General features: G+C 34.1%; 26 protein-coding genes and 1 pseudogene. All 27 read right to left on the bottom strand.

The window, feature by feature from the left end; genetic code table 11:
* Positions 1-8 precede the first annotated feature (8 nt).
* Complete coding sequence (locus SPB_RS01675; protein WP_003103430.1) at positions 9-1778, bottom strand: ABC transporter ATP-binding protein; 1770 nt, start codon at positions 1776-1778, stop codon at positions 9-11.
* Positions 1778-3514: an ABC transporter ATP-binding protein gene (locus tag SPB_RS01670; protein WP_003102488.1), complete on the bottom strand. Its 1737-nt coding sequence runs from the start codon at positions 3512-3514 to the stop codon at positions 1778-1780. The genes SPB_RS01675 and SPB_RS01670 overlap by 1 nt, the downstream gene beginning before the upstream one ends.
* 134 nt (positions 3515-3648) lie before the next feature.
* Positions 3649-4122, bottom strand: coding sequence for a GNAT family N-acetyltransferase (locus tag SPB_RS01665; protein WP_003105038.1), 474 nt, complete (start codon positions 4120-4122; stop codon positions 3649-3651).
* Positions 4123-4125: 3 nt separating this feature from the next.
* Complete coding sequence (locus SPB_RS01660) at positions 4126-6003, bottom strand: ABC-F family ATP-binding cassette domain-containing protein (RefSeq protein ID WP_003104195.1); 1878 nt, start codon at positions 6001-6003, stop codon at positions 4126-4128.
* A complete protein-coding gene (locus SPB_RS01655; RefSeq protein WP_003102825.1) occupies positions 5996-7207 on the bottom strand; it encodes a CCA tRNA nucleotidyltransferase in 1212 nt (403 codons plus the stop codon). The genes SPB_RS01660 and SPB_RS01655 overlap by 8 nt, the downstream gene beginning before the upstream one ends.
* Positions 7204-7971, bottom strand: a complete 768-nt coding sequence (dapB, locus tag SPB_RS01650; RefSeq protein WP_003105813.1) for a 4-hydroxy-tetrahydrodipicolinate reductase — start codon at positions 7969-7971, stop codon at positions 7204-7206. Before dapB ends, SPB_RS01655 begins: the two co-directional genes overlap by 4 nt.
* A 17-nt stretch (positions 7972-7988) precedes the next feature.
* Positions 7989-8837 carry a DegV family protein gene (locus SPB_RS01645; RefSeq protein ID WP_003104962.1) on the bottom strand — a complete coding sequence of 283 codons (849 nt, stop codon included), beginning with the start codon at positions 8835-8837 and terminating at the stop codon, positions 7989-7991.
* Positions 8837-9217, bottom strand: a complete 381-nt coding sequence (locus SPB_RS01640; RefSeq protein ID WP_003103937.1) for a DUF1149 family protein — start codon at positions 9215-9217, stop codon at positions 8837-8839. The genes SPB_RS01645 and SPB_RS01640 overlap by 1 nt, the downstream gene beginning before the upstream one ends.
* Before the next feature lie 73 nt (positions 9218-9290).
* Positions 9291-9812 (bottom strand): hypothetical protein, encoded by a 522-nt coding sequence (locus SPB_RS01635; protein ID WP_003104315.1) that lies wholly within the window; start codon positions 9810-9812, stop codon positions 9291-9293.
* 59 nt (positions 9813-9871) lie between these two features.
* Positions 9872-10675: a glycoside hydrolase family 73 protein gene (locus SPB_RS01630; protein WP_003105112.1), complete on the bottom strand. Its 804-nt coding sequence runs from the start codon at positions 10673-10675 to the stop codon at positions 9872-9874.
* Positions 10676-10815: 140 nt separating this feature from the next.
* Positions 10816-11436 carry a glycoside hydrolase family 73 protein gene (locus SPB_RS01625; protein WP_037621088.1) on the bottom strand — a complete coding sequence of 207 codons (621 nt, stop codon included), beginning with the start codon at positions 11434-11436 and terminating at the stop codon, positions 10816-10818.
* Between the two features lie 77 nt (positions 11437-11513).
* On the bottom strand, positions 11514-13463 hold the full coding sequence (locus SPB_RS01620; RefSeq protein WP_003105093.1) for a PTS fructose transporter subunit IIABC: 1950 nt from the start codon (positions 13461-13463) through the stop codon (positions 11514-11516).
* Positions 13460-14371, bottom strand: coding sequence for a 1-phosphofructokinase (gene pfkB / locus SPB_RS01615; protein WP_003103974.1), 912 nt, complete (start codon positions 14369-14371; stop codon positions 13460-13462). Before pfkB ends, SPB_RS01620 begins: the two co-directional genes overlap by 4 nt.
* Positions 14368-15087 carry a DeoR/GlpR family DNA-binding transcription regulator gene (locus SPB_RS01610; protein ID WP_258025991.1) on the bottom strand — a complete coding sequence of 240 codons (720 nt, stop codon included), beginning with the start codon at positions 15085-15087 and terminating at the stop codon, positions 14368-14370. Before SPB_RS01610 ends, pfkB begins: the two co-directional genes overlap by 4 nt.
* Before the next feature lie 405 nt (positions 15088-15492).
* Positions 15493-16416, bottom strand: a complete 924-nt coding sequence (locus tag SPB_RS01605; RefSeq protein ID WP_003104699.1) for a 2-dehydropantoate 2-reductase — start codon at positions 16414-16416, stop codon at positions 15493-15495.
* 12 nt (positions 16417-16428) lie between these two features.
* Positions 16429-17487 carry a PTS sugar transporter subunit IIC gene (locus tag SPB_RS01600; RefSeq protein ID WP_003103820.1) on the bottom strand — a complete coding sequence of 353 codons (1059 nt, stop codon included), beginning with the start codon at positions 17485-17487 and terminating at the stop codon, positions 16429-16431.
* 140 nt (positions 17488-17627) lie between these two features.
* Positions 17628-18620, bottom strand: a complete 993-nt coding sequence (locus tag SPB_RS01595; protein WP_003103352.1) for an NAD(P)/FAD-dependent oxidoreductase — start codon at positions 18618-18620, stop codon at positions 17628-17630.
* 3 nt (positions 18621-18623) lie between these two features.
* On the bottom strand, positions 18624-19352 hold the full coding sequence (trmD, locus tag SPB_RS01590) for a tRNA (guanosine(37)-N1)-methyltransferase TrmD (protein ID WP_003105480.1): 729 nt from the start codon (positions 19350-19352) through the stop codon (positions 18624-18626).
* Positions 19342-19860, bottom strand: a complete 519-nt coding sequence (gene rimM, locus SPB_RS01585) for a ribosome maturation factor RimM (protein WP_003105766.1) — start codon at positions 19858-19860, stop codon at positions 19342-19344. Before rimM ends, trmD begins: the two co-directional genes overlap by 11 nt.
* A gap of 111 nt (positions 19861-19971) precedes the next feature.
* Positions 19972-21504, bottom strand: coding sequence for a glycosyltransferase (locus SPB_RS01580; protein WP_003105967.1), 1533 nt, complete (start codon positions 21502-21504; stop codon positions 19972-19974).
* Positions 21491-22282 (bottom strand): hypothetical protein, encoded by a 792-nt coding sequence (locus SPB_RS01575; RefSeq protein WP_037621295.1) that lies wholly within the window; start codon positions 22280-22282, stop codon positions 21491-21493. Before SPB_RS01575 ends, SPB_RS01580 begins: the two co-directional genes overlap by 14 nt.
* Before the next feature lie 9 nt (positions 22283-22291).
* Positions 22292-22525, bottom strand: a pseudogene (locus tag SPB_RS11695) (hypothetical protein); the annotation flags it as partial.
* 12 nt (positions 22526-22537) lie between these two features.
* On the bottom strand, positions 22538-22768 hold the full coding sequence (locus SPB_RS01570; protein ID WP_003105213.1) for a hypothetical protein: 231 nt from the start codon (positions 22766-22768) through the stop codon (positions 22538-22540).
* Positions 22769-23568: 800 nt separating this feature from the next.
* Positions 23569-23808 (bottom strand): KH domain-containing protein, encoded by a 240-nt coding sequence (locus SPB_RS01565; RefSeq protein ID WP_003104111.1) that lies wholly within the window; start codon positions 23806-23808, stop codon positions 23569-23571.
* Positions 23809-23817: 9 nt separating this feature from the next.
* The gene (rpsP, locus tag SPB_RS01560; protein ID WP_003105644.1) at positions 23818-24090 is read right to left on the bottom strand and encodes a 30S ribosomal protein S16; all 273 of its coding nucleotides are present in this window, start codon (positions 24088-24090) and stop codon (positions 23818-23820) included.
* A gap of 134 nt (positions 24091-24224) precedes the next feature.
* A complete protein-coding gene (locus SPB_RS01555; RefSeq protein WP_003103869.1) occupies positions 24225-24836 on the bottom strand; it encodes a TVP38/TMEM64 family protein in 612 nt (203 codons plus the stop codon).
* Positions 24829-26052: an ABC transporter permease gene (locus SPB_RS01550; protein WP_003102416.1), complete on the bottom strand. Its 1224-nt coding sequence runs from the start codon at positions 26050-26052 to the stop codon at positions 24829-24831. Before SPB_RS01550 ends, SPB_RS01555 begins: the two co-directional genes overlap by 8 nt.
* Positions 26053-26059: the final 7 nt, after the last annotated feature.

The following is a 26059-nucleotide window of genomic DNA, read 5'->3' as shown; positions in this document are numbered from 1 at the left end:
TTAAGATTTCAATTGGATGTTTTGAACTGGCTATAATAGAGATCATAATAAAATCCACGAGCCTCTAGGAGATTGTAATGACTTCCTTGTTCAATAATTTGGCCATCTTTTAGAACTAGTATCTTATCTGCTTCTTGAATCGTTGATAAACGGTGATCAATCACAAAACTTGTTCTACCTTTCATCAAGCGTTTCATCGCTTTTTGAATTAATAATTCTAAACGGGTATCGACTGATGAGGTAGCCTCGTCCAAAATCAGTATTTTCGGATCTGCTAACAGCGCACGCGCAATAGTTAAGAGTTGTTTTTGCCCCAGAGAAATATTGCTTGATTCCTGGTTCATCATCATCTGATAACCGCCAGGCAAGGTACTAATAAAGTGATCAAAGTTGGCCGTCTCAGCGGCTTGAATGATATCATCTTCTGTCGCCGACAAATTCCCAAATTGAAGATTCTCTTGAATAGTCCCTTCAAACAACCAAGCATCCTGTAAAACCATCCCGAATTGCTGACGATAGGCTTGCCTAGAAATCTCTCTAATATCCATCCCATCTACAGTAATTGAGCCACTCTTAACATCATAGAAACGCATAAGAAGATTTATCAAAGTTGTTTTACCAGCGCCAGTCGGACCAACGATAGCAATCATTTCACCAGGTTCAACGTCTAAGGTAAAATCTTTAATCAGTGACTTAGAATCATTATAGGAAAAGTCAACTTGATTAAAGGATACTTGTCCTGTCAAGGGCACTGTTAGTGAGACATTTTCCTTAGAAAGATCTTCAGTTTCATCAAGAACCGTAAAAATCCGTTCGAGTGATGATTTAGAACTTTGAAGAACGGGAGCTAATTGGGTAATTGTTTGAATCGGCTGACTAATTTGCCAGATGTACTGAACAAAAGCCTGCATATTTCCAATAGCTAGTTTTCCTGCCAAAACTTGGAGTCCGGCTAATAGGGCTATAATCATATAGACCGAGTCAGAGATAAAATGCAATACGGGCATCATAATCCCAGATAAGAAACTTGCTTTGAACCCAACTTCTTGAAGGCGATCTGTGATGGCATGAAAGTCTTCCTCAGATCGATCCTCGCGACCATATAATTTAAGAATATTAAATCCGCTTAAATTCTCTTGAACAAAACCATTCATATCCCCTAATACTTTAGCTTGCTCCTTAAAGTAGGGTTGTGATTTTTTCAAGACAAATTGAGAAGAAAAATAGATTAAAGGAACGCTAATAATCAAAATTGAAGCCAAAGGCGCATTAATATAAAGGGCCATAATAACTGCAAAAGTAATCGTTAAGAAGGCATTAACAATTTGCAAAAAGGCTTGTTGTAAAGCATTTGAGACAGTTTCTACGTCGGATGTAAAGCGTCCCAACATATCTCCAAATTGATGCTTATCAAAATAAGAAACTGGAATTTTATTAATTTTATGACTTAAGTCCTGACGTAAATCTTTTATCCCTGATTGTACAGCCTTGGTCATAAAATAGTTAGAGCCATATGAACCGATTTCAAAAAAGACAGCACGGATAAAATATAAGAAGAGGATAAAAGCAATATAAGATTTATTAATCCCTGCCCCTTCTACTCCTTTAGCCATCTCAATGAGGTTATTTGATATCTCTGTAATAGCAAGACCAAGGACAAAAGGCTCTAAAGAACTCATTAAGGCACTAACGACTTTTAAAAGGACAGCTGAAATTAATGATGTTTTATATTTCCTAAGATAAGTCCAGATTCTTTTGAATACATGTTTTTCTGTCATTAGTCAGCTACCTCCTTTTTACTATTTAATTGAGATTTGGCAATTTCAGCATAAATCTCATTACTTTCTAGTAATTCTTCATGCGTCCCTCGACCAACAATTTGTCCTTGATCAAGAACAATGATTTGATCAGCATCCATAATTGTTCCAACACGCTGAGCGACAATTAAGACAGTTGCATTGTCCGTCACTTCTTTCAAGCGTCTTCTTAATTCGGCATCTGTCTTATAATCTAATGCTGAGAAGGAATCATCAAAGATGTAAATATCTGGTTTTTTAACGACTGCTCGGGCAATCGACAATCTTTGCTTTTGTCCTCCAGATAGATTGCTTCCAGCCTCAGCCAAATGCGTTTGATAACCTTCCTCACGGCTGGCTATAAATTCGCGAGCCTGAGAAACCTCTGTGGCTTGATCTAGTTCTGGTAGGCTAGCATCTGCTTTTCCATATTTTAGATTATCTTCGATAGTCCCGGTGAATAGCAGAGCTTTTTGTGGAATAAAGCCTATCTTTGCACGCAAAGCTTTTAGTTGGTAATCTCTGACATCGATGCCGTCGACCAGTATTCTCCCGAATGTAACATCAAAGAATCGAGGGATTAAATTAACAAGGGATGACTTACCTGACCCTGTCGATCCAATAAAAGCAATGGTTTCCCCAGGTTTTGTTTTAAATGAGATATTTTGAAGGACAGGATTTTCTGTCTCTCCAGGATAAGAAAAGGTAACATTATCAAATTCAAGGTAACCTTTAGTTTCACTTTCAGTAATCCCATCCTCATTTTTGGAAATTGAAATTGGCATATCCAGCACTTCATTAATTCGCTTGCTTGAAACAGACATGCGAGGGTACATGGTAAAGAGATTGGCAAACATCAAGAAAGAGAACATGGCATGGAAACTATATTCAATAAATGCTACTAAGTCACCAATTTTGATTTCTTGATTTGTTAAAGGATCTAAAGCAAACCAGACAATTGCTACAATCATTGCAATAATAATTTGGACAAATAAAGGCTCTGTCAAACCAGTCAGTGTGAATAATTGACGTGATGTTTCAGCATATTCTTGGTTCTTTTGAGCAAAACGTTCTTCTTGAAAGTCCTCTCTTGAAAAAGCTCTGATAACACGTAAACCTGTTAAATTTTCGCGAACAAGCTGGTTAATCTTATCCAGCGTATTTTGTTGTTTCTCAGATAAGGGTTTGGTTTTGATAGCAACATAAATAACTACAAAAACTAGTAATGGCATCAATACAGCCACAATCCAAGCAAGCGAAGGACTGGTTAATAGTATCATCACCACAGAAAAAATCATCATCAATGGTGTCACAACACCTAATCTTAATGACATTTCAGCAAATTGCATAAGTACAAAGGCGTCATTTGTTATCCGAGTCACCAATGATGAGACACCAATTTTCTCATACTCCGTATGAGAATAGTCCTGCAAGCGGCTGTACATGTCATTGCGAAGTTCCTTAATCATTGTTGTTGTTAATTTGCTGGAAGCATAGGATAGAATGATCCGTCCAATAACTCCTAAGACAACAATGATAAACATCATCATAGCCCAATAATATAAAGCATCTGTATTGTTTTGAACAACTCCTTGGTCAATCATCTTGGCCAAAATTGTCGGGAGTCCTAAGTTAACTAATACGAAAAAAATAGCTCCTACAAAATCTAAAAACAGCCAATACTTTTTGTTTTTTAAATAAGACCAAATTAATCCCATTCAACACCTCCATTTGATACATTAAAAGAAGTGCTAGCAGCACTCCTTACTTTATTCTAGTGTAACATAAATTATTTTTTTATCCTATAATTTTCAAATAATTACAATTTTTTTATCCTAAAATTTTCAAATAATTACAATTTTTTCATCATCCAAATATCCATAGCATGATGGTTTTGATTATTAGGTAATGGTTTTGATAATTTTTCATAACCATGATGACGGTAAAAACTGATAGCTTCTTTTAAAAGCGACGAGCTTTCCAAATAGATAGCTTGATAGTCATGTTCCTTGGCTTCTTGCTCAAGGTGTTCTATGAGTGCGCTAGCAATTCCTTGACGACGAGCTTCTTTTGTCACATAACATTTTTGTAATTCTGCTATTTCAGGTGTTAGTCTAGCATACCCTGCTCCGCCTAGAATTTTGTTTTCACTACTCATCACGAAATACTGTGATTTCGGCGCTTCACTGTAGTAACTTGTTAAGTGATTTAATTGTGGGTCGGTATATGCTGTTCCCTCTTGGTCCAAACCTACTGCTTCTAAGGATTTTTTTATTATTTGGGCTATAGCTTGGTCATCTTTTTCCTCGATAGGTCGGATTGTCATAGATTATTCCTCTAGTTCACTAAGATACTCATAACGGTCATACATCTCTAAGAGTTCTTTATTCATTTTTTCAACAGATGCTTGCAGATCCATTAGTTGGCCGTAATCTGATGTTGAAATAGTTTGCATCTCTTGCTCAGTCGCTTCTATCTTATCTTCTTGTTGGGCAATTTTATCTTCAATTTCTGCCCATTCTTTTTTCTCTAGATAAGACATGCGCTTCTTCTGATTAACCATAACTTTTTTTGTCACTTTAAGACTTTCTTGTTTCAAACTTTGGCTGATTTCATTTTTTTCAAAGTCTTTTTCGTCCAAATAATCACTGTAGTTTCCAAAGAACTCTCTGATTGTACCATTTTCAAAAGCTAGAATTTTATTTGCTACCTTATCTAAAAAATATCTGTCATGACTGACAGTAATTACGGGACCATTAAATGATTGCAGAAAACTCTCCAAAACAGTCAAAGTGGCAATATCCAAATCATTGGTCGGTTCATCTAATAGGAGAACATTGGGCTTCTCAATCAAGATTTTCAAGAGATACAATCTTTTTTTCTCACCACCTGATAATTTTGAGATTAAACTACCATGAGTAGATCTTGGAAAGAGAAATTGTTCTAATAATTCACTGATACTAGTTGAACCACCGCTTGTTTTTACTTCATCCGCAATCTCTTGCAAATAAGTAATCATCCGTTTATTGACATCCATATCTTTGATTTGTTGTGAAAAATAGCCAATTTTTATTGTTTCACCAATGTCTATTTTTCCAAATTGAGCCTGCAAATCTGCATTAATCAAATGAAGAAGGGTCGATTTCCCAACGCCGTTATCACCAACTATCCCAATCCTGTCTCTATTTTGAATAATCAGTGAAAAGTCATTAATCACTTTCTTATCATCATAGCCAAATGTTACATGATCAAAACTAATTACTTTTTTGCCAATACGACTCGTTTCAAAATTTATATCAAGTTGATTTTGATTATTATCAACATGAACTTCTGTTTTTAAGTTATGGAATCGACTTATTCGAGCTTGTTGTTTTGTTGCTCGAGCTTGTGGCTGACGTCTCATCCAAGTTAGTTCTTGTTTATAGAGCTGTTTCTTTTTATGTAAGTTTGCAGCGTCTCGCTCATCCTGTTCCGCCTTTAAACGGACATAATCTTGATAATTCCCTTGATACTCTGTCAAACTTGCATTATCAAGTTCAAAAATACGAGTTGCTAAACTATCAAGGAAATAACGATCGTGGGTGATAAAAAGCACTGTTTTTTTGCTAGCTTTTAAATAATTAGTCAACCAAGAAATAGTATCTATATCCAAGTGATTGGTAGGTTCATCTAAGAGCAAGAGGTCCGCCGAGCCAAGTAAAACTTGAGCCAATTGGACACGTCTACGCAAGCCCCCGGATAATGAGCCTACTTTTGCTTGTAGTTGATGAATACCTAATTTCGAAAGAACTGTTTTGACATCACTTTCAATCGACCAAGCATCTAATCGATCCATATCAGCCATTACTTTTTCTAAAAGACTTTGGTTAGACTCTGAGTAATCTGCCATTAACTTTTCATATTGTCTAATTAATTGCATTTCTTGTAAATCCGAAGAAAGGACTGTGTCAATGACGGTGGTTTGATCATCAAACACCGGATCTTGCGTTAAGTAAGCAATATTATAACCATTTGCTTTTGTTATTGGAGAGATATCCCCATCAAAACCAATTTTTTCTGAAAGAACATCAAGTAGTGTTGTTTTCCCAGTTCCATTAACCCCAATAATACCAACTCTGTCAAAATCATGTATTAAGAATGAAATGTCTTTAAATACTGTTTTGTCTCCAACGGTCTTACTTAATTTTTCAACTAATAAGTCACTCATTCACTTTCTCCTTAGCAACAAAAGCCAAAATATCTGCTTTTTGATTTGCAAGACTACCTTCTACAATAGCAATTTCAATTTTCTTCAACAAACTACCTAATTGTGGACCTGGTTTCATCCCAAATTCTTTTATTAATGTTCCGCCATTAACACAAATTTCATGTTTATCATGAATAATTAGTTCTTTATCAAACTCATCTATTAAATTATATTCAGCTTCTAAACCTTTTGCTTCTCTTAAATTTTCACATAGATAAGCTAAGTCTTTTCCATACTTGTAAATCGTTGATTTATTATAGGATGATGACAATCTTATCTGATATAAATTAATCATTTTAGTGACAATTTTTTGGAAATCATTGGAGGTTTTCCAGCTTTTTAGAAATTCTTTTGGACTTTCTACTTGTAATGTCAGAATCAAATTGGCCCAAGCTTGTGGACTATTGCTATAAATAAAATCATCCGCTACTTCCAATAGCACATTTCGTAGTTCACTCTCTTTATTGGCTAAACCAGGGAGGTAGAGATGTGCTTTAGCATTAATTAAAAGGCGTAAGCCTCTCTTCCATTTATCTGCAATAAGTAATTTGTCAAATTCAATGAATGAGCGTTCAACTGATATTTTTTCTAATAATGGGGCATGTGAACACATTGCTACGAAAGTTTCTTTTTCAATAGAAAAGTCTAATGTTGCAGAAAAGCGAAACCCTCGCATAATCCGTAAAGCATCTTCTTCAAAACGTTCTTCGGCTTTTCCAACTGCCCGTAATTCTTTGTTTTTTATGTCTTCTAAGCCGGTAAAAGCATCAATTATTTGTCCAGTTTCGTCCAACGCTAATGCATTAACTGTAAAATCTCTTCTTTTTAAATCTTCTTCCAGAGAACGCACAAAAGAGACCTGGCTAGGTCTTCGATAATCAACATAAACATCCTCAGTTCGAAAGGTAGTGATTTCATACTCACCACCATTTTCAAGGACTAAAACTGTTCCATGTTCAATCCCAATATCAACAGTTCTTTCAAAAATATTTTTCGTTTCTTGAGGATAGGATGATGTTGCAATATCTACGTCATGAATTGGCCTATCTAAAAGAATATCTCTGACTCCACCACCAACAAAGTAGGCCTGAAATCCAGCATCTTTTATTTTCTTTAATATTGGTAAAGCCTTCTGAAATTCAGAAGGCATTGTCATTAATTTCATAGTAAATTCTCTAATCCGTATACTAATTGATCTTTTTTGATAACTTCTTTTATTGCAATCTTAACACCTTGCATAAAAGAGTCTCGATTATAGGAGTCATGGCGAATTGTCAAGCCTTCTCCCGGACCACCAAAAATTACTTCTTGATGAGCGACTAGTCCTGGTAAGCGGACACTGTGGATATGGATTCCATTGTAGTTAGCTCCTCGAGCTCCAGCAAGTAATTCTTCATCTTCAACTCTGTATTCTGTACTATCTGCCTTAGACCGAGTAATCATTTCTGCAGTTTTCATTGCTGTACCACTAGGAGCATCTTTTTTCTGATTGTGATGCAACTCAATAATTTCTAAATCTGGGAAATATTTAGCTGCTTTAGCTGCAAATTCCATTAAAAGTAAGGCACCTATGGCAAAATTTGGAGCAATTAATCCACCTACTTGTTTAACTTTAGAAAGTTGATAAAGCTCTTCTAATTGACTGCTGGTATAACCAGTCGTCCCAACAACTGGACAAAAGCCATTTGTAAGCGCAAAAAAAGTATGTTCATATGCTACTGCAGGATTTGTAAAATCAACCCAAACATCTGCATCAAAACCAACTAAATCTTCTATAGAATTGAAAACAGGTATGCCCTCAATTTCTTTTTCAACTGCTTTCGGATCAAGTAAAGCAACAACTTCTAAATCAGCTTCTGATTTAACCATATTCAGCGTCGTTGATCCCATTTTTCCATTAAAACCAGCAATAATTACTTTTATACTCATGTCTGTCCTACTATTTTCTACATTTTAGGAGAAAACCCAATAGCTACTGCACCTGAACCTAAATGTGTTCCGACAACTGCACTAAAATCAGCTTCGATAAGATTAATGTCAAGGCCATTGTCAGTAAGCATTTTTTTTAAAAGAGTTGCTTTATCATTTGCATTTGCACTGATTATCGAAAAATCAAAATCACCGGTATCATTCAATTCGGTAACTATCTCAATAAGACGTCTTAATGCTTTTTTCTCAGTTCTAATTTTCTCAAAAACGACAATTTTACCATCTTGATCGAAATTTAAGATTGGCTTGATACTTAAAAGATTACCTAATAAAGCTGACCCATTAGACAAACGACCACCTTTAACAAGGTGATTTAAGTCATCTACTAAAATATAAGCTGATGAATGATCAATTTGAATTTGTAAATTAGAAACTATTGTTTGAAAATCAAGATTTTGATCATACCACTTAAAAATGTTAGTTAACATATTATAAACGGGAACTGATGCTAATTTACTATCTGGGAAAGCAATGGTCAATCGTGGATGTTCTTCGACTAAAAATTGACAATTTGCCCAAAATCCAGAGATTCCCCCTGCTAAGAATAAGCCAATAACATGACTATAACCATCATTTTCAAGTTCTGTTAATAACTCATCTAATTCCGATAAAGCAGGCTGACTAGTTTTTGGCAATTCAGGACTAGCTGCCATTTTTGTGTAAAACTCATCTAGAGAAATGTTTTTTCCTTCATAGTATGTTTCACCATCTATCATGATTGGAATATCTAGTACAAATAGATTATCTTTACTAGTCAAGCTATTTGGTAAATAACTGGTATTGTCCGTTATTACTGCTAATTTCATTAATTTTTAAACTCCAAATTGAATCCCGGTCTATCTAAAGCAATTTCTGTTACTTCAAATGTCAACCTTTGTACCATGTCTAACAAGGGTGCTGCAAGTGATTCTACTTCTTCTTGTGAAAATTCACTTGGTTTCTCAATCAAACGATCCACAATTTTCACCATTTGAGAAATAACCCCACTAATTACAAATTCATCTTTAACTATAACAAATTGTAAAACTGAAACAATAACAGTTTCATTCTTTTCTTCGTCTTTGTCAATTAATTGAAAAGTAACTTCGAAATTTGTTTCAGGAATTCCATTTTCGGCTTCCCATTCTAAATTTCTTGCATCATAATGATACTGATTGACAAATTCTTTTTCTCTAATTAATTGCATGGTATTCTATTCTCCTTGAGCGCGATAATATCCATTATAGCATAAGTTTTTCTTTAGATAAAGCAAGGGTCATTTAGTATTTTTTCTGTGGATGTTTTTCAATAATTTCAGGATATTTATCTAAAACAGCTTGTCCTTTTGGAAGCAAACTGTAGGATCTTAAATCAAAGCATTTTCCCAAAGATTCCTCATTATAACTTATAGCAATTTGATTCTCTAAATCTAGCCGTTTCATCTTTGAAAGGCCGCTTACTCCTTTTTCTTTTAAGAATTCTTTTAATTGCAGAGCAGATAAATGAGGGAGAGATTGAAAAGCAGAATCGACAGCAACGTAATTGTTTTCGATAAGCCAGTTTAACTCTTTTTCAGCATCAATCCCATAAGTAGTGTAAAAATACTTATGATGAGGATTTTCGGTTGTATATGTCCCAAATTGAATTCTCCAAAGCATAATGACATGGCCTGGTAACAATCCCTCCTCAGTCCTTATCATATTTCTTTTTGGAATAGGCTTTTGACAAAGCTCTATCTCATACTTGGGATGTACAAAGGGCAATTCATCATGATTTTCATATACTTCTTTTAATGTTTTCATATGAATATTATACCAAAAAAAAATCACTCTAAAGAGCGATTTACTTGTAGAAATTGATTTTATTGATTATTTTTATAATCACTCCAAGCTTGGTCTTGGGCAAGAGTGTCAGCACTTGTGTATTGACTACGGAATGAATTCCATACTTGTTCAACTGTTGTTGAAGGGGTCGTGCTACTAACTGTTGTATGAGTAGGGGCAGTTTGAGTAGGGGCAGCTGATGTTGTTTGGCTATATGCAACGTTTGGATCTGTCACGCCATTTGCTGGAGCTTCTGGAGTAACAACATCATAAGCAGTAAGTCCATAAGCCTGAATAATACTGTTTAACTTTACATTATAAGATGTATCAGTTGCATATAAACCAGTTAAGGCTGCCGTCGCATCCTGGTACGACAAGGTATTTGATTGTCTAACACCTGCATAAGTCGGTGTACTTAATAGTGCAGCATAATCTGATAAAGAGTCAGCAATACTTGGATAAGAACGAAATGCCTGATCGATTTCGTAGGCATTTCCATTCCCATCATCTTCCCATGTTTTCATTGTAACAGAAGCACCATTATAAGCACCTTTGATACCAAAGAAATTATTGTTAGGTGCAGCACTTAATCCAGATTGGCCACTATTCGATTCTAGGACGGCTTGAGCGATCATAACTGATGCGTATAAATCATTAGCTTGTGCTATTTGACTAGCAGTACCTGCAATTTGATTAATAAATAATTGAGTTTGTCCTGTTGACATTGTCTCAGCTGAAACCTTCATTTCCTTTTGTTTGTGACTTGAAGAAAAAACAGCAAATAGGATTAAAGTAAATAGTCCTAAAAAGAAAAATAGTTTCTTACCTTTCTGAAGCGTCATATATTTATTCCTTTATTTCAATTTTAGTTTGGAATAATATTATAACACAAGTATTTAGTATTTAACTACAAGATTCTCATTTTTATTATTTTTGATAAATTCTTGTAGTCATTTTGTTATCTTTTCGTAAAATGGAGATATTAAAAAGGGTAATCAAAATAATATAAATGATAAGAGGCAATCAATTGATTCAATTTACTATCGTAAGTAGTATCTGTTGCATACCGACCTGTCAGAACCGAAGTAGCCTCCTCATATGTTCTTGATTGGTATTTATGAACATCTTTATACAAAGGGTCACTTAAGACATTAGCATAGTCACTAAAACCATTTTTCATTGTCCCATAAGCTCTAAATTTTGCATCTATTTTATAGAGATTACCGTTTCCATCATCTTCTGTTGTTTGTAATACAACTGATTTGCCATTATATGATCCTTTTATTCCAAAAAAGTTAAAATAAGGTTCTTGGCTCAGCTTAGATTGACCGTTTGTTGATTCAAGGATGGCCTGTGCAAGCATAATTGAGGTATACAATTGATTTTTCTGAGCAATCTGATGCGCCGCATGAGAAGCTTTTCCAACGAACTGAACTGTCGTTGATTCTTGATATACTGCTAACTGATTTTTAGCTCCTTTTAAACTAAAGACTGAATAGACTGCAATAAAAAGCATCAACGTTAAAACAGCTGTTTTAAAAAACCGATCTTGATTTTTCTTATTGCTTCTCCTTTTTCTTGTGGAGTACTTTCTTTTTGCCATACAACCCTTTCTACAGTGAACTTCTATTCTTTAGTATAACAAAAAAACTAGAATCATTTAAGATTCTAGTTGAAGTTTTATGCTTTTTTACGAAGTGCTCCGAAGAGTAAGCCAGATACGACTGCTCCAATTGCAATGAAGACTAGGTATAAAATTGGGTTACTTGTAAGGGCAATAACGAAGATTCCTCCGTGAGGAGCCATTAATTTGATTCCTGATAAGCCAACTAAAGCACCTGTCAATGCTGAACCGGCGATGAAACTTGGAATAGCACGTGCTGGGTCAGCTGCACCAAATGGAATTGCGCCTTCTGTAATGAATGAAAGTCCCATAATGATGTTTGTTAATCCAGATTCACGTTCTTCTTTAGTAAATTTATCTTTAAAGATTAGTGTTGCTACAAATACTGCTAAAGGAGGAACCATCCCCCCGGCCATAACTGCTGCCATAACTACTGAACCACCATTTGCAACAGTTGCTGCTAAGGTACCTGTACCAAAAACATAAGCTGCCTTGTTAACTGGACCACCCATATCTACAGCCATCATACCACCTACTAGTAAGCCCATAAGAACAGCTGAACTTCCTGAAAGTCCTTGTAAGAAGTTATTTAAAGCTGTATTAATTGCGGCCATTGGAATGTTAACAAATAACATTAAGAATCCAGTGATTAATACCCCAAGTAATGGATAAAGTAGGATTGACTTAACACCTTCTAATGAGCGAGGTAAACCAGCTAGTAATTTACGAAGAGCAAGAATAACGCCACCAGCTAAGAAACCACCAACTAATGCTCCTAGGAAACCTGATGGGACACCAGCAAGCATAAGCGTTTTTTCTCCACCTGCTGCAAAAGGTACTTTACCAAAGGCAAGTCCGTTCGAAGCAATAGCACCTGCAACAAAACCTGCTACCAAACCTGGTTTTTCAGCAATAGAATATGCAATATAACCTGCTAATACCGGTAACATAAATGAAAAGGCTGCACCACCAATATTTTTAAAGATTGCAGCAATCTCATGGTAAGAACCTAAGTTACTTAGTTGATCTTTTGGAACACCTAAAATGTTATCTAAAAGGAAAGCAAGAGCAATCATGATACCTCCACCAATAACGAATGGTAACATTTGAGATACACCACCCATTAAGTGTTTATAGAAGGCACTGCCTAGACCACTTTTCTCAGTCGTTTTGACAGTATTAACACTATTTTTTGCATGATAAGTTGAAGCTTTACCTTCTAAAATAGTTGAGATTAATTCCTCACTTTTCTTGATACCATCAGCAACTGGACGAGAAATCAATTGTTTACCATCAAAACGATCCATTTCAATAGCTTTGTCCGCAGCAATTATAACACCACTCGCCTTAGCAATATCTTCTGATGTCAATTTGTTTCCAACACCCGATGCGCCATTTGTTTCAACTTTGATACTAACACCCATTTGAGCAGCTTGTTTTTTCAAAGCTTCTTCAGCCATGTATGTATGTGCGATACCAGTGGTACAAGCTGTAACAGCAACAATGAAATCTTTTCCATCTACACTAGTTGGCTCTACTCCTGTCGCTTTTTCTGATTCAGAGGCATCAAATAAAGCAATAACATCGTCTTCAGTTGATGCTTTTCTTAATTGATCGGCAAAGCCATCTTTAAGTAAGTATTGTGATAGTTGAGCAAGTGCAGCTAAGTGAGTATCATTTGCTCCCTCAGGCGCTGCTATCATAAAGAATAGATCTGTTGGCTGACCATCAAGAGATTCATAATCAACTCCCTTGTTTGATTTCGCAAACAATACGCGAGCATGGCGTACCACTTCATTTTTACAATGGGGCATTGCAATACCATCACCTAGCCCAGTAGATGTTTGTGCTTCACGGGCCATAATACCATCTTTGAATGTATCCATATCAGATACGATACCCTTAGCAACAAAACGAGAAACCATTTCTTCAATAGCAGCTTCTTTTGTTGTAGCTTGTAAATCTAAAATCATTAAATCTTTTTTTAGTAAATCTTGAATTTTCATCGTATTTCTACCTCAACTTTTTTATATGTTTCTTGAATAAACTCAATAGTAGCCAAATCATCTGAGAAGGCTGTAGATGTGCCACAAGCTACACCCCATTTTAATGCTTCAATTGGATTTTTCGATTTCACAAATTCTCCAGTAAATCCAGCAACCATTGAATCACCAGCTCCAACAGAGTTTTTCACCTGCCCTTTAATCGGTTTCGCGAAATAAGCTGCCTCCTTAGTAACTAACAAAGCACCATCACCTGCCATTGAAATAATAACATTCTGAGCACCCATATCTAGAATTTTTCTAGCATAATGTTCAACATCATCAAGTCCTGACAAAGTAACTTTGAAAATTTCTTCTAATTCATGATTATTCGGTTTAACTAATAATGGATTATAAGCTAATGAATCCAACAGTGTTTGTCCTTCGAAATCACAAACAACCTGAGCTCCCGTATTTCTAACTAAAGGGATCAATTTTTTATAGATTTCATTACCTAAACTACTTGGTGCCGAACCAGCAAAAACTACTGTATCTTCATCTGATAGCTTGGATAAAATTACTTCTAGTGCAATTAGATTCTCCTCTGTTATCTTTGGGCCTTGACCATTTATTTCTGTTTCTTTTTCGGATTTTATTTTAACGTTTATACGCGTATCTTCAGCCACATTAACGAAATTTGAAATAATTCCCTCGTTGACTAAAGATTCTTGAATAAAACGACCTGTAAAACCACCTAGAAATCCCGTCGCAGTATTTTCTGTTCCCAACCTTTTTAAGACGCGACTAACATTAATACCTTTTCCACCAGCAAATTTATCATCACTATCCATTCGATTCACAGAGCCTGTCTCTAAATGGTCAATTCTGACAATAAAATCAATTGAGGGGTTAAGTGTCACAGTATATATCATACTTCAATCACCTTGGCCTTTTCTTTTATTTTACTCATAAGCTTACTTGAAGATACTTCTGTGATGATTCCAATATCATCAATTGGAGCGACATTGATAAATGAGATATGTCCAATTTTAGAAGCATCGACTAATATGTATGAAGTTTTAGCATTTGCAATAATAGCTCTCTTGATAACTGCTTCTTCCATGTCTGGTGTGGTAAGATAATTCTCATCAACGCCATTCATACCAAGGAAAGCTTTATCAAAATTCATTGTATGGATTTGTTGCAAAGCAAGTTGACCAATACTAGCATCAGTTGTCTGCTTAACAAAACCTCCAATAATAATCGTTTTAATTTCCATATCAACAAGTTTAGCAGCATGGTGAATTGAATTCGTCACCACTGTAACATTATTTTGTTTAATTAATGGAATCAGTAAATCAGTAGTTGTACCCGCATCTACAAAAACAACATCATTGTCATTGATTAAGGTTGATGCCTTTTGAGCAATTGTTAATTTAACTTGACTGTTTTTGACAGATTTTTCTTGATTTGATAATTCTTCTTTTAATGAATGAGCTAATTCAGCACCACCATGAACGCGGTGAAGCTTTCTTTCAAGTTCAAGTTCATCTAAATCCCTACGTACAGTTGATTCTGACGTATTTAAAAGAAGTATCAAATCATCCAATGCAACATAATTATCTTTGGTAATTCTTTCCATGATAATCTGTTTTCGTTTAGATTTTAAGATAGCAATACCACCTTTCTGAAATCGGTTACAGATAAATTATACTATAATATCTTTCAATGTCAAGCATTTACTTTCAAAAACAGTCATAAGGATTTTTAATAAAAGACTAAAGAATGTTTAGTCTTTTGGGATTATAAGCAAACTTCGAAATAATAATATTCTTTCCTATTCTCAAAAAAATCTACTATTATTTAAAATAATATTATCAATATTTAAAATTCAGGAATACATTTCTGTATGACAAAAATGACTTAAAACCTGTATTTCAGCTAATAATGGAGGAAATCGCTTGTGTTCGGAACACCTATAGTAGTATAAAAAAAGAAGACAAATGACTTTGTCTTCACTCTGGAATGACTAGACAATGACTAGTCATTTTAATTATTTAATTTTTAATACATCTTCTTTAGTGTGAACTAATTGAGTGATTAAACGACAATATGGTGTATCGATTCCAAGTTTTTGTCCTTTAGAATTCACAGCGCCGTTTAAGAAATCAATTTCAGTTTTACGGTGGTTTTGAACTAAATCTTGATGCATAGATGGATAATGATGTGCTGCTTTTACAGAAGTATCCATTACATATTTAGTAATTTCAGCTTCATCTAAACTAACGCCTTCTGCTTCACCAACCATTACAAATTCATGGATGATTTCTTCAACCATTTTAACACCATTTTCACTTGCAAACAATTCACCAATTGTACAATCAAGTATAGCACAAGTTGAATTCATTGTTCCGTTAACACAAGCTTTTCTCCAGATATTTGGAAGAACATTTTCATCATATGTAGCAAATAATTTTGCTTCTGTAAGCATTTCAGCTACTTGATGACCAGCATCTTGATTAGATTGATCCATGCTTTGTAGATTTAAGGCACCTACACCTTGTAAATGAGCATGTCCTGGTCCTTCAAGTCCAGCTGTCCAAACTGTTACACCCATAAGAATATTATGTTCTGGAATATATTGACGAATAACTTCTTCGTGACCTAGACCATTTAGTAAGCAAAGGACTTTAGTTTCTTTGCCAATGATACCTTTAATGTCTTTCAACATTTGTGGTAATTGCATAGCTTTTGTAAATAAGATAATTAAATCTGCTTCTCTTGTAGCTTCAGTTGGTTTCATAATTGGAAGGAAAACAGTTTCTTCCACATCACCTGAAATCTTTAATCCATTATTTTTGATAGCATTAATATGATCTTCCCAGTTATCTAATAAAATTACTTCGTTATTTGTTTTAGAGATTTGGTAACCAAAACGGCAACCCATAGCACCTGATCCAGCAATATATACTAACATAATTTTCTCCTATTACCCTTCAAATACAAAGATATCATCTTTGTAAAGTTTTAGTACGTCTTTACAAATTTTATGTGATGCAAACGCAACACCAAATGGAATAATTAACCAAGCAAGGATGATGATAAGAATATTGCTTCCACCAGCAAGTGAAGCAATAGGTCCTACCGCACCTACTAAACCAAAACCAGATGAAGCTGGGGTACCAACAAGGTTAAACATTGGAATAGTTAAAGAGCTAATTGCTGCTGTTACAAGCATTGGAATAGCCATTACTGGATGCTTGAGGAAGTTTGGCATCATCATTTTCATTGCACCTAAAGCAATCGCAATAGGAACACCTGATTTGTTAACTTTAAGTGTAGCCCACACAAGAACTGCTGCTGTTGCTGCAATACCCATTGAAGCTGCACCAGCTGCTAAACCATTTAAACCAATTGCTAAACCAATAGCAACTGTTGAAATTGGACTAACGATTAAGACAGCAAATGCCATCGCAATTAAGATTGACATAAGGACAGGTTGTAAAGTAGTAAATGAGTTAATACCTTTACCAATTAAAGTTGTTACGTATGATACATATGGAAGTAATTTCCAACCAAGGTAACCAACACCAGTACCAATAATAATTGGTAATAAGATAATTGTAAGTGATCCAAATTTATTACCAAACCATTTAACTGCTAAAACAGCAAGACTGGCAGTAATCATCATATTGATAAGGTCACCAATACCAACTAATTGGAAGCCACCTTTACCAACTGCAGTAACAATAGCTGGATTAAATGCCCAAGCACCAGAACCGATGTAAGCTGCTCCACCTACTGCAAGTTGTTGCATAGGATTAAATTTGAATTGTTGTCCAATTAAGAAACCAGCCATGATTGGTGTGAAAAATTGGAATACTGCTACAACATGAAGAAATTCCGCTGCAGTTGCATTAGGTAAAAGGGGTTTTAAGAAAGTTGCCAAGATAGCATTTGGAATAAGTGCTACTACAATCGCAGTTGCAGTTCCGGCTAAAACTTTATTGATAAAAGAGCTAAATGTCTCTTTGTTTGTATCTGTCATCAAAATGACCTCGCTTCTTTTTATAGTGTGAAATCTATCACATTCACAATGTTAATTGTATCACAAGTGCAAGCGTGTGTCATAAAGGTTTTCAATAATTACTAATGTTAAATTTTATAGTTTCATAGGTTTTGTTTATACTAATCAATTAATGATGTTGAATGAACAATTCGATTATCACGATCAGGATAAATATAATTAATTGCTTGATTGACTGCAGTAGGTGCCTCGCCAAACCCAGTAGCAATCAAATCAACCTTGCCAGGATAGTCAGCGGCATCACCTATAGCATATACACCTTCTTGATTAGTTTCAAATAAAGGTGAGACATTAATGCTAGTTCGTTTATAATCTAAATTCCAATTTTTTAAATTTTTATTGGACGTAGAGAATCCATATGAAACAATCAAAGCATCTAAGTCTAGTGATTTTGTTTCTTCACCTTTAACTTTTTTAATAACTAATTTATTTGCTGATCCGTTTTCCCCTTCAACAGCAATTGGGATATAAGGGGTAATAATTTCTACTCCAGAAGCTTTTAATAATTCGACACTATGTTCATGTGCCCGAAATGCCTCACGACGGTGAACGATTGTTACACTTTCTGCTAATCCATACAAGGCTAAGGCCCAGTCAACTGCTGAATCACCACCACCGCAGATAACAACTTTCTTACCTGCAAATTGATCTAATTTATGCACATTATAAAAAATATTTTGATCAGAAAATGAATCTTCGTTGATTAAACCAAGTGTTTTTGGAGCAAAGGCCCCATTACCACAGGCAATAATAATCGATTTACTAAAATGTTTTCTTTTATTTGTCGTAATTTCGAAAACAGAGTCAACTTTTTCAAAAGATAGAACCTCTTCTTTCAATGAAACCGTTAAACGATTATCAAAACGACTAACTTGCTTAATCAGATTCTCAGTCAACTCTGCACCAGTAATAGCTGGGAATGCTGGAATATCATAAATCACCTTTTCAGGATATAAAATAGCAGGTTGTCCACCCAACTCGGAGAGACTCTCGATAATTTCAACCGTCATACCTCTCAATCCAGCATAAAATGCTGTAAACAAGCCAACTGGACCACCACCAATGATTGTAATATCATAAATCTTTTCTGTCATTCACTACACCTTTTCTGACAATTCTCTTTTAATCTTTTCAAAAATCTTTGCTTCTTCATCCGAAAATTGATAAGCCTCCAACAAGTCAGGCCTTCTTAAATAGGTTTTTCGGATACTTTCTTCCAATCGCCAAAGGCGAATATTCTCATGATGCCCACTCATTAAAACATCAGGCACAGTCATCCCACGAAAATCATAAGGCCGAGTATACTGAGGATACTCAAGCAAACCTGATGAGAAAGAATCATCTTGATGACTGGCCTCTTTACCAATTACATTTGGAATTAACCTGACAGTCGCATCAATCATAGCCATGCACGCAAGTTCACCACCCGTTAATACAAAATCACCTATTGAAATCTCATCAGTCACCAATTTTTTGATTCGCTCATCATAGCCTTCATAGTGCCCACAAATGAAAATCAATTCTTCCTCATTGGCTAGGTCTTCGGCATAGGCTTGGTCAAACGTTCTACCTGCAGGATCTAACAAAATTACGCGCGGCTTATTTGCATTTATCTTATCAATGGTATCATAAATGGGCTGTGCTCTTAACAACATCCCTTGACCACCGCCATAAGGCTCATCATCTACATGACGAGCCTTTTCTGCATTCTGGCGAAAATTATGATAGTTGATATCCAATAGTCCTTTTTCGCTGGCTTTGCCAACAATTGAAGCTTCAAGTGGAGCAAACATCTCTGGAAAAAGGGTTATTATATCAATTTTCATCGTCCAATCCCTCCATGATATCTACATCAACTCGATTTTCCTCTAAGTCAACATTTAGGATAACTGGTGGAATATATGGAAGTAACAAGTCTTTTTTACCTTTTCGTTGGACAACCCAAACGTCATTTGCGCCAGGTTGAAGGATTTCTTTCACCGTGCCAATAAGGACATCATCTTCATAGACATCTAAGCCTATAATTTCATGATAATAAAATTCATCTTCATCTAAGTCAGTCAATTTGTCTTCAGAAATTTTAAGGGTATAGCCTTTAAATTTTTCAACCACATTAATATGATTCATGTCTTTAAATTTAACAATATCAAAATTTTTCTGTATCCGATGATTCACAATTTCAACATCTTTAACAAATTGATCCTTTTCATTGAACAAAGCTAAAAGGTTTCCTTTTTGAAATCGTTCTTCAGTAAAATCACTGACTGATAAAACTCTTAATTCTCCTTGTAAGCCTTGTGTATTAACAATTTTACCGACATTAAAGTATTCCATGGTAACTCCTATAATTAAGTTTTAGTTGATTATCATTTCTGTCTTTTCAACTAAGTTTCATACTATTTTAACATGATATGGAGGAATTTGCACCCGGTCTTATCAAAGACCTTAGTTCTCTAATAATTCAAGCCAAACTTGCTTAACCTTATCTTTCGTAAATTGCTCTGCAATCTCAAATGATTTATCATTAAAAGACTGATGAACTGTTTCTGGTAATTTAAAATAAGTAATTATTTTATCAGCCAAAGCTTGAATGGTGATTTGCTCATCACTAAGGTATTCATAATCAACTAAGAAGCCATTAGAATCACTTTCAATAAAGGTTGGGTTACCATAAGGGACACTTAAGCCAATCATCGCAAGCCCATGAGAAACAGCCTCTAGTAAACTCAATCCAAAAGTTTCCCAGGAAGAAGCCGAAACATAAAGCTCATACTGTGGATACACATCATCTAAATCTGCATGACCTTTTAAGAAAATATAATTTTGGGCATTATGCTCATTTATGATATTTTCTAACTTCTCTTGCTCACTCCCTCGACCATAGATACTAAACTCTAACTGAGGAATGTCTTTTTTTGCAAGAATGGCTGCGCGGATTAACCAGTCAACTCGTTTTCTTGCTTGTAGCCGAGAAGCGGTCATCATCGAAAAATGCTTTCGCTGATGATGCGATGGTTCTTTTAAATCAACACTCCCTACAGGTATAACTTGAACATTTGGTCGGACACCACTTTCTTTATAGACCGTTTCAGTAAATTTTTGCTTTTGCAAGTCAGTAGAAACAATAAAAGTATCTATCGAATTAACATTTCTAATGATGTAATAATATTCATAATTTAAATAGAGATAACTTGGATCATAGTCCTTTGGAAAATAATGTTCCGAGTGAATGACTGCTACTAATTTTGCTTGCCCTTTGTTTTTTAAGGCAACTTGAGCAAAATATTGGTCAGCACTACGATCAAAAATTACAGTGTCATTTTTCCCCCAATTTAAGTTTTTAATAAACGTCTCAACAAATTCACTCTTATAAATATCTTTCTGATGATTGGCAAAGACGTATCTTGGCTCATCAGATGTTACTATTTCTTCATAAATCACCTTACCCTTATTATCATAAAGGTTAGTCTTAAAAGGCACGGCTATCAATTCTGATTCATTGATTTGTGGGTAATAGAATTTACTGTACATTTTTCGATTTGTAAAATAATCTCTTCTAATTAATTTCCCTTGCGCATATACAGAAACAAAGTCAACAATATCAGACTCTTCATCTGTAAAGGTAAAACTAATTCCAAAGTGGTCCATCAGTTTAGACTGAAAAGTTTTAACTCCACCATAAAAGGAAGTTTCTTCCATATTAACTATATCTGGATAACCTGGCTTAATTTCATCAAAAGATAATTGTGGAATTAAACTTGCATCCTCTAAATAGCTGAAATGAACAGAAAGCATTTCTTCTTCTTGAAGTCCGACTTGGTCCAGATAGAATTTGATTAGCGACCATTCAGGTATTTCTGTAAAAATAAAATATGATACTTGCTTTAATTCACGCAATAACTTTGCTCGATATCCCTGAGCATAGTCAACTCCCATTGGCAAATAACCAACAAGAAGATTAAAATTATAAATGGCCACAATTGCCTCCCAACTGATTAATGACGTCTTGTAAACTTAAATAGCAGAAATCTAATTGATTTTTTTGATATAGGGTAATCTCATTTTTTAAATCAGGACTTGTCGAAAGCCGTTTAATATAATCTATAAAGTTTACAATCTGATTTTTATCAAAAATTGTTTCCGGATAAATGTAAGCTTTTTGATGTGCTATATCCCTGAAGGACAATACTGGAATGTCATATAAAATAGCTCGTGACAAGATATAGTCAACTTCGAAGAAATGATTGATATCCAAATAAAATTCACATTTTTGCAAGGCTCTTTCTACATCCAATTTAGACATATGTGCTGATATAGTAACGTTTTTGTTTCTTCCGAGATTAAGAAATTTTTGGGAAACCATCGTTCTTGCCCCAATCATAAAATGATATTCTTGTAATCCTTCTATTAATTCTTCTATCATTTCCAATTCGTCACTTGCTGATAATATAAATATTGTTTTGACTAAACTACTTTCAGTTCTAGGTTTAACTACTTTAATATATGAATCTACTAGCCTTTGGCTTGAGTCACTAAAATCATATATCATCTCTAATTGATTATTAGTTCCAACTAGGTCTCTTAAGGTTCTACAATCATTCAAATTAATGCAATCAATAGCCTGATTTGCATCTTCAATCAAGTTTGAATCAAGAAGAACTAATTTATCACTGATCCCATTTTGCTTTAAATAATCTGTCAATAAAGTGAGCCGATTGGCGTAATATCCACTCAGTTGAGAGTGATTAATTATCATAATGCCACTGCTTTTAGGTACAGTTTGAGCATATTCCTGACCAGATTTGTTATAATATATGGTTATTAGTGAGTTATTATTTTTATAATATTCTCTAGTATAAAGTTTCCCATAGTCATTATAAGTTTCTACATATGCTAGTTGGCCTTTGTCATCTAGCCAATCTATTGAATGAACCATTCTATCTTCAACAGGATTTCGAAAATTTATTATAGCTCTTTTTTGACCCCAATAAGTAACTTTTCCACGGTTATTTTACTCAAGTGTGACTTCCCAAAAATCGGGTAGTGAGAGATGATTATAATAAATTGTTTTTTGACAATCATCACCTGTATACCCTGCCAAAGTTAACAACAAAGAGGTTTCATTATTAAAAAGAGTACCTTTATCTTTTAATATAAAATTCTGTCTACTTGTTTGAATAATTTTTGGAAATTCTTTCTTTGCGATTTTAATGTTTTGTCCATCACTATCAATTAATATCATACTTCCCCTCTTTATTTTCTCTCATTCCTATATATTTTACTATAGAATAAGTTGAGATTACTTTTATTTAAAGGAAAATAAAAAACCCTCTACAAAAATTGTAAAAGGTTTGGTATTTTATTTGCTCTTTAGTATGGTAAATGCTAACGTCATTATTAGTCATAAGCTCTAAAAATTAATATTATTCACGAAAACTTGATAGTAATTTCCATCCATTAATTTATCATTAGCAATTACTTGACCATTCGCATAAGGATTTCCCTCAAATACAATTGACCATCTGCTTTTTTAATTGAACATTTTGATTTGGGATATTTTCACCTACCTAAGCTCTTATAGTTACAATAATGTAAGTAAGACTGTAAAATTCGTCTTACTATCTTGGTCACTAGTCAATAACTGTAGTGCTCTACCTTGATTATCCGAAATATCCTTCAAAACAACTTCTTTTTATAGTACGATCTGACCTTAATTATCGACAATTGTTACTTGAAGTTAAAATGTCCATTGAGTTGAAAATAGCTGAGCAGATTTACCTACTTCATTTACATGAATGGAGATAGAATCGTTATTTGCTACATATAAAGTTGAGATAGCTGATAATGTTACCAGTGATTTAATGATAATTTATCGATTTTTCATTTTTACTTCAATTTTAGTTAAACTATTACATTACTGATAAAAAAATAAATTTACTAGTGTAGTACATCTGAAATTCCTTAACCATTCAAGTAATTTTATAAAAAAAATTCTATTAACAATAGTCAATAGAATTTAATATTCAAAATAGTTTAGACTTATTACTTTTCGTCAATAACAAGTCTAACTTTCTTACCTTGTGTTGGAACCGAATAAACAATCGATCTTATCGCAGTAATGGTACGACCTTTTTTCCCGATTACACGACCGATGTCTTGAGCATCCAAGTCAAGATGATATTCTAGAAATTCTGGAGTATCTTCAATTTTGATGGTAAGATTGTCTGGATGTGAAATTAAAGGTTTCACAATGGCGATAATAAGATTTTCAATGGTATCCATAGGCTTTTATTATTTTGAGAATTTTTGATCGTGGAATTTAGTCATAACTCCAGCTTTTGAAAGAAGGTTACGTACTGTATCAGAAGGTTGAGCTCCTTTTGACATCCAGTCAAGAATACGGTCTTCTTTAAGTGTAACTTGATTTTCAGCTACTAATGGGTTATATGTTCCAACTGTTTCGATGAAACGACCATCACGTGGTGCACGTGAATCTGCAACGTTGATACGGTAGAAAGGTTTTTTCTTAGAACCCATACGAGTTAAACGAATTTTTACTGCCATGATTTTTATGTCTCTTTTCTTTTTATCTTTTAAAGAAATATAATCTAATACTTCTTACTTAACTTATTATATCTTACCAAAGATAACCTGTCAAGTTTTTTTCTTGACAGAAATAAAGCTTTTTCAAGGGATATCTAATTCAAGAAATTTTTCACAACTTCTCCTCCATAAATCCAAAAATAACTATAGGTTATCATTGAAATTGGTCTGCAAATCATGATAATTATCAGGAATTTCTTGAATGAAATTTTACTGAGCCCAGTTATCATTATCATTATATCGGCTGGTGCCATTGGTGAAACCATATTTAATATAAATATAGTTTCATAAGTTTTACTCGAAATTTTTTCTTCATATTTTACTATTTTGTCTTCATTAAGAAAGAGCAAAATAAATGGCCTTCCATATTTTCTTACTAGTGCAAATAATAGGCTTGAGCCAATTATTATTCCTAGAAAATTAAGAACAAATCCTAGTAACGGGCCAAATGTAAGAAAACCAACTACAGTAGTCACACCACCTGGAATAATAGGAATAACAACCTGAATAATCTGTAAGAAAAAAAATATAATTGATCCTAAAAGAATATGATGCTTAATTAATTCAGATAAGGCATCGGGATTATTAAAAATATCAAGTTTGCCTATTAGTAAGAAGATAAAAACAATAGATAATACGATAGAAATCACACCTATAACTCGAAATATTTTTTTTAATTTGTTATGGCTAATTCCAAATTTATTCATATCTTAGAGCCTCAATAGGATCCAGTTTACTCGCCTTATTAGCAGGTAATAAACCAAAAATTATACCTATTGTTGCAGAAAATACAATTGCAATCAATGCAACATTAAATGAGACACTTGCACCTTTTAAATGCATAGTATTTCCTAATCCGCCAACTGAAACATATGCTAATAATAAACCAATTAATCCTCCTAAAATTGTTAATACAATTGATTCAATTAAAAACTGATTTAAAATTTTCATTCGAGTAGCTCCAAGTGCTTTACGGAGTCCAATTTCTCTTGTTCTCTCAGTCACTGAAACAAGCATGATATTCATTACACCTATTCCTCCAACTAATAATGATATTCCTGCAATGGAACCAATTACTGTAGTCATTATACCAAATTGTTGGTCAATTTCCTTGATAATTTGACTGTTATCTGGAATAGTGTATTTGCCATCTTTTACATGTGATAAATTTGTTAACAATTTTGCTGCATCATGTCCAATATCGATACTTTTTTGAATATTAGTTACGTGAATATATATTGTTCCTACCTCATTAATATTGAATTCTGAGGCAACCTGAGTATTGGCCATAACTGCTCCACCCGTTACCATACCATTAACGGATACGGACTGTGTCTTAGTCTTATAAACGCCAACTACTAAATAATCTTTGTCCTGAAGACTAACTACTTTGTTCAGAGCATCTTTATAGTTCCCTTTACCAAATAACTCATCTGATAATGATGTATCAATTAAAATGATTCTTGAAAAATTTTTATAATCAGTATCTGAGAGTGTCCGACCAGCAACGATATCATATTTTTTAACCTTAAAGTAATCTTTACTAGCACCTGTAATATTGGTATCTTTCATTTTTTTCTTACCATATGAAATAGTAGAACTTGTATTATTCGTGAAATAATAAGCGTCAACACCATCAACTTCTCTAACAATTCGTTCCATCCACTCTGATTTTACTTCTTGTGTATTTTCTTGAACATTTAAGCTTGCATATGGATCTTCTTCTTCTGTCTTAGATTGGTAATATATTTGAACTTCTCTTTCATTATTGGAAAATGAGTCAGTCACACTCTTTTTCATAGCATTACCTAATCCCATAATTATGACAACAGCTGAAACACCAATAATAATTCCAAGCATAGTTAATAATGATCTTAATTTATGCCCCCAAATTGAACTAAGAGCGAATTTCCAATTTTCCATTAATTCC

This window comes from Streptococcus parauberis NCFD 2020, assembly GCF_000187935.1.
Classification (GTDB): domain Bacteria; phylum Bacillota; class Bacilli; order Lactobacillales; family Streptococcaceae; genus Streptococcus; species Streptococcus parauberis.
The sequence above is the reverse complement of the archived record's forward strand: the minus strand, read 5'-3'. Positions and strand labels throughout refer to the sequence as shown.